This window comes from Comamonas sp., assembly GCF_036666375.1.
Taxonomy (GTDB): Bacteria; Pseudomonadota; Gammaproteobacteria; order Burkholderiales; family Burkholderiaceae_C; genus Comamonas.
The window spans coordinates 20,104-23,863 of the sequence record NZ_JAVWWA010000090.1; the positions used below are offsets into that span (position 1 = coordinate 20,104).

Consider the following 3,760-nt stretch of genomic DNA (forward strand, 5'->3'; position numbering starts at 1 on the left):
GATCCATGCGGTCCTTGGGAACATGGCTGCCTGCCCGCGCCGACGCCTGCGCCAGGCGTTGGTAAACTCTGCAGAAGGGCGTGGCTGGCGACCGGGCGCGCACCTCTTCAGGGCAGCGCACCCATTCTTTGCGCAATCCGCAATGCCAGCCCGGCCCCTGCAAGATCTTTCCTCCCTCCCGCCCGTTCGAGATGCCTCGCTTTCACCATGGATAAATTCTTGCTGCAGCAGCAGGTGCTGGAGCAGCTCGCCCAAGACCTGCTGCAAATCGAACAGGCGGTGCGCACCGCCCATGAAACGGCGACGCACGAAGAAAACATCGCCGAAAACAAATACGACACCTTGGGCCTCGAAGCCGCCTACCTGGCCTGCGGCCAGGCCAGGCGCGCCGAAGCCATACGCCAGGCCCTGGCCAGTTGGCGCCAGTTCCGCCCGCTCCCCTACGACACCAGCAAAGGCATACAGCTGGGCGCACTGGTCCGCCTGGTCGATGCCGACGACCAGCAGCAACAGCTGTTTCTGGGCCCGGCCGGGGGCAGCATGAAGCTGGTCAGCGGCACCGAGCTGGTTCAGGTCATCAGCAGCCAGGCCCCTCTGGCCAGGGCCATGCTCGGTAAATGCGAAGGTGACGAGGTGTCGATACAGGTCGGTTCCCTGCGGCAGCAGTTCGAGGTGCTGCGGGTGGATTGAGCGGCATGCCATGGCGCTGCGGCGCTTGTCCATGAAGCGACGATTGTTGCCTTTGAGACTTCACTTGGCAGCCGCCGCGCTTGTCCTACGCTTGGACGCGCGTTATCGCATGGACAAGCGTCAGCACCTATTCAAGGATGGCGCTTTGCTTCGTTCAGGGAAAAATCATGAAAAATGTCGGTCTCCTTTACTCTGCACTCATCGGCGCCGTGGCCAGCGCACGCTCGATGACACCGATGGCCACCTTGTCCGCGGCCCGGCTTCTGGGCCACTCCACCCCGGGAAAGCTCGCACTGCTAGACCGCCCGGTTTTCCGGTTCGGCGCCCTGCTCATGGGAGCCGGTGAACTGGCGGGCGACAAGATGAAGACCGCTCCCGACAGAACCGTGTTCCTGGGCCTGCTGGCCAGAGTGGCCAGCGCCGGCATCGCCGGCGCGGCCCTCGCACCCCACGGCCGCGAGCGCGCCGGCGCGGCTGCCGCCATTGCAACCGCGGTTCCGCTGGCCTATGTGACCCTGGACGCAAGAAAAACCGCCATGAAGCACATCGGCCAGACGCGCAGCGGCCTGATAGAAGATGCACTCATCATCGCCGGCGGTATCGCCGTCGTGGCACTGGCGGTGGGGGCGAAGGGCAGGCGATAGCCGTTGCGGCAAAGGCTTGGCATTTTCTCAGGGATGCGTAGCGTGCGATTGCGACAAAACTGCTGCCGTCGTTCTCGTCCCGGATCTGCGTCCAAGGTGGCACGAAGCAGTCATCGACGCATGACTCAACGGGCCTCACGCGTCGTACGCCGGCGCTCTTGTCGGATCGACCCTGGGGGCTGACCATTGATGCGTTTGAAGGCACGACTGAAGGCCGCCTGGGACGAGTAGCCCAGCCGTTCTGCCACGGAGTCGATGGAAATGCTTTCCTGCGCCAGCCATTGGCTCGCCAGGCGCATGCGCAGCTCCGTTGCGTAGCGCAAGGGGGACGTGCCCATGGTGAACTCGAAACGTTGCGCGAAGACCGAGCGCGAGACATGGCACTCGGCCGCCAGTTCCGCCACCGTCCAATCGCGGCCGGGCTGCCGATGCAGGGCCAAAATGGCACGCGCCAGCCGCGGATCGCGCAACGCGGCCACCAGGCCGGCGGCATTGTCGCAGCCGCATTCGACCCAGCCGCGCACGATCATGGCCGCCACCACCTCGGCAAGGCGCGCCAGGATGCCGGCGAATCCGACCCGTCCGGAGCAGATTTCGCCTTTCATCGCGGCCAGTATGGGCAGCAGCCCGGGATAGCGCTGGCTGGCGGCATCGACCAGCATCAGGCCTGGCATCAGCCGGCCCAGGCCCTGCATGCCGCCCAGGTCGAACTCCATGCATCCGTAGAACAGGATGGCGCTGGGCACGACGCTGGTGCTCGGACAGGCATCCACGGCGCTGACCGTGTCGCCCAGCGGTGCCGCCTCGAAGCTGTCGATGTCCTGGGTGGGCGCATCCGAGCTGGAGAGCAATTGATGTGCCGCCCCTTGGGGAATGAACACGGCGCTGCCGGCCGATAGTTCATGCAGCGCGCCGTCGGCGCTGCGCAGCACGGCAGATCCCACCGCCAGATAGTGGAAGTAGCCACGACCGGGCCTGGCCTCGAAGCGAAAGCCGAAGGATGGCCCGACCTGGATGCGCCGGTACTCGACGCCGCGCAGGCGCATGCCCGTCAGCAGTTCGCTGATGAGATCGGACGAGAGAGCAAACTGTTCCGGTACATTCATCCAGGTGTTTTGATCAAAAATTCAAGACTTTTCATCATAGATCATCCTGAATCCAGCCCCTAGACTTTGGGTCACGATAGTTTTTCTAGGGGTATCTTGTGATGAATGATTGCATTTGTGACGCCACTGCCGACCTTGGCAGAGCGGACCTGGCGGCGCCGGCCTCGGCAGCCTGGATGGCGGTGTTCTCGTTGGCGATGGGCGTCTTCGGCTTGTTGACGGCGGAGTACCTGCCGGCGAGTCTGCTGACGCCCATGGCCGGGGATTTGGGCGTGTCGCAGGCATTGGCGGGCCAGGCGGTGACCGTGACGGCCGTGGTGGCGTTGTTCGCCGGCTTGCTGGTTCCCGGCCTGACGCGCGGGCTTGACCGGCGGGTGGTGCTGCTGGGCTTTTCCATGCTGATGATCGCTTCCAACCTGCTCGTCGCGCTGTCGTCCAGCATGGCGGTGCTGCTGGTGATGCGCGTATTGCTGGGCATTGCGTTGGGCGGGTTCTGGAGCATGGCCACCGCCGTCGCCATGCGGCTGGTGCCGGCCGCGCTGCTGCCGCGCGCCTTGTCGATCATCTTCAGCGGAATTGCGCTGGGGACGGTGGTGGCGGTACCGCTGGGCAGCTATCTGGGTGGTTTGTACGGCTGGCGCAGCGCCTTCGTGGCGGCTGCCGCCGTGGGGCTGATCACGCTGGTCTTCCAGTGGTTCACGCTGCCGCGCATGGCGCCACGCAGCGTGGTGCGGCTCAGGACGGTGCTCGACGTGCTGCTGCGGCCGGGCATCGCCATGGGCATGCTGGCCTGCATCCTGGCCCATGCCGGCCATTTCGCCCTGTTCACCTATATCCGCCCCTTCCTGGAAAGCAGCACGGGCGTCGATGCAGACGGGCTCGCGCTGATGCTGCTGGGTTTCGGCGTGGCGAACTTCGCCGGCACGCTGCTCGCGGGTTGGCTGATGCAGCGCAGCCTGCGCATGACCTTGGCGTTGATGCCCGCGCTGGTCGGCATCGCGGCTTTGTCTTTGGTGCTGCTGCCCGCCTCTGTGGCGGGGCAGGCGCTGCTGGTGGCGTTCTGGGGCCTGGCCTTCGGTGGTGTGCCGGTGGCATGGTCAAGCTGGGTCGCACGCTCCGTGCCCGATCAGGCCGAGAGCGCGGGCGGCATGGTGGTCGCCTCAGTGCAGTCCTCCATTGCCGTCGGGGCGGCTGCGGGTGGGGCGATGTTCGGCGCCAGCGGCATCACTGGCGTGTTCATCGCCGGCAGCGTGCTGATGCTGTTCGCGGCATGGCTGATTGCGGTACGGGTGCGCATACCACAGCCTCAGGCCGGGGATG

4 protein-coding genes are annotated in these 3,760 nt (G+C 65.5%); 3 read left to right on the forward strand and 1 reads right to left on the reverse strand.

Annotation, left to right across the window (positions count from 1 at the left end):
- The first annotated feature begins 207 nt into the window (after positions 1-207).
- Both RR928_RS18805 and RR928_RS18810 read left to right on the forward strand, forming a co-directional pair.
- On the forward strand, positions 208-690 hold the full coding sequence (locus RR928_RS18805) for a GreA/GreB family elongation factor (RefSeq protein WP_332683729.1): 483 nt from the start codon (positions 208-210) through the stop codon (positions 688-690).
- Positions 691-857: 167 nt separating this feature from the next.
- Positions 858-1,334 (forward strand): hypothetical protein, encoded by a 477-nt coding sequence (locus RR928_RS18810; RefSeq protein WP_332683724.1) that lies wholly within the window; start codon positions 858-860, stop codon positions 1,332-1,334.
- A 125-nt stretch (positions 1,335-1,459) separates the two neighbouring features.
- Here RR928_RS18810 and RR928_RS18815 read toward each other — a convergent pair whose 3' ends face one another.
- Positions 1,460-2,440: an AraC family transcriptional regulator gene (locus RR928_RS18815; protein WP_332549506.1), complete on the reverse strand. Its 981-nt coding sequence runs from the start codon at positions 2,438-2,440 to the stop codon at positions 1,460-1,462.
- Positions 2,441-2,541: 101 nt separating this feature from the next.
- Here RR928_RS18815 and RR928_RS18820 point away from each other — a divergent pair.
- Positions 2,542-3,760: MFS transporter (locus tag RR928_RS18820; protein ID WP_332683727.1), on the forward strand; the 1,219-nt coding region annotated here is incomplete at its 3' end.

Coding starts and splice junctions, on each gene's coding strand:
- RR928_RS18805 (WP_332683729.1), top strand. CDS start 208: ATGGATAAATTCTTGCTGCAGCAGCAGGTGCTGGAGCAGCTCGCCCAA.
- RR928_RS18815 (WP_332549506.1), bottom strand. CDS start 2,440: ATGAATGTACCGGAACAGTTTGCTCTCTCGTCCGATCTCATCAGCGAA.
- RR928_RS18810 (WP_332683724.1), top strand. CDS start 858: ATGAAAAATGTCGGTCTCCTTTACTCTGCACTCATCGGCGCCGTGGCC.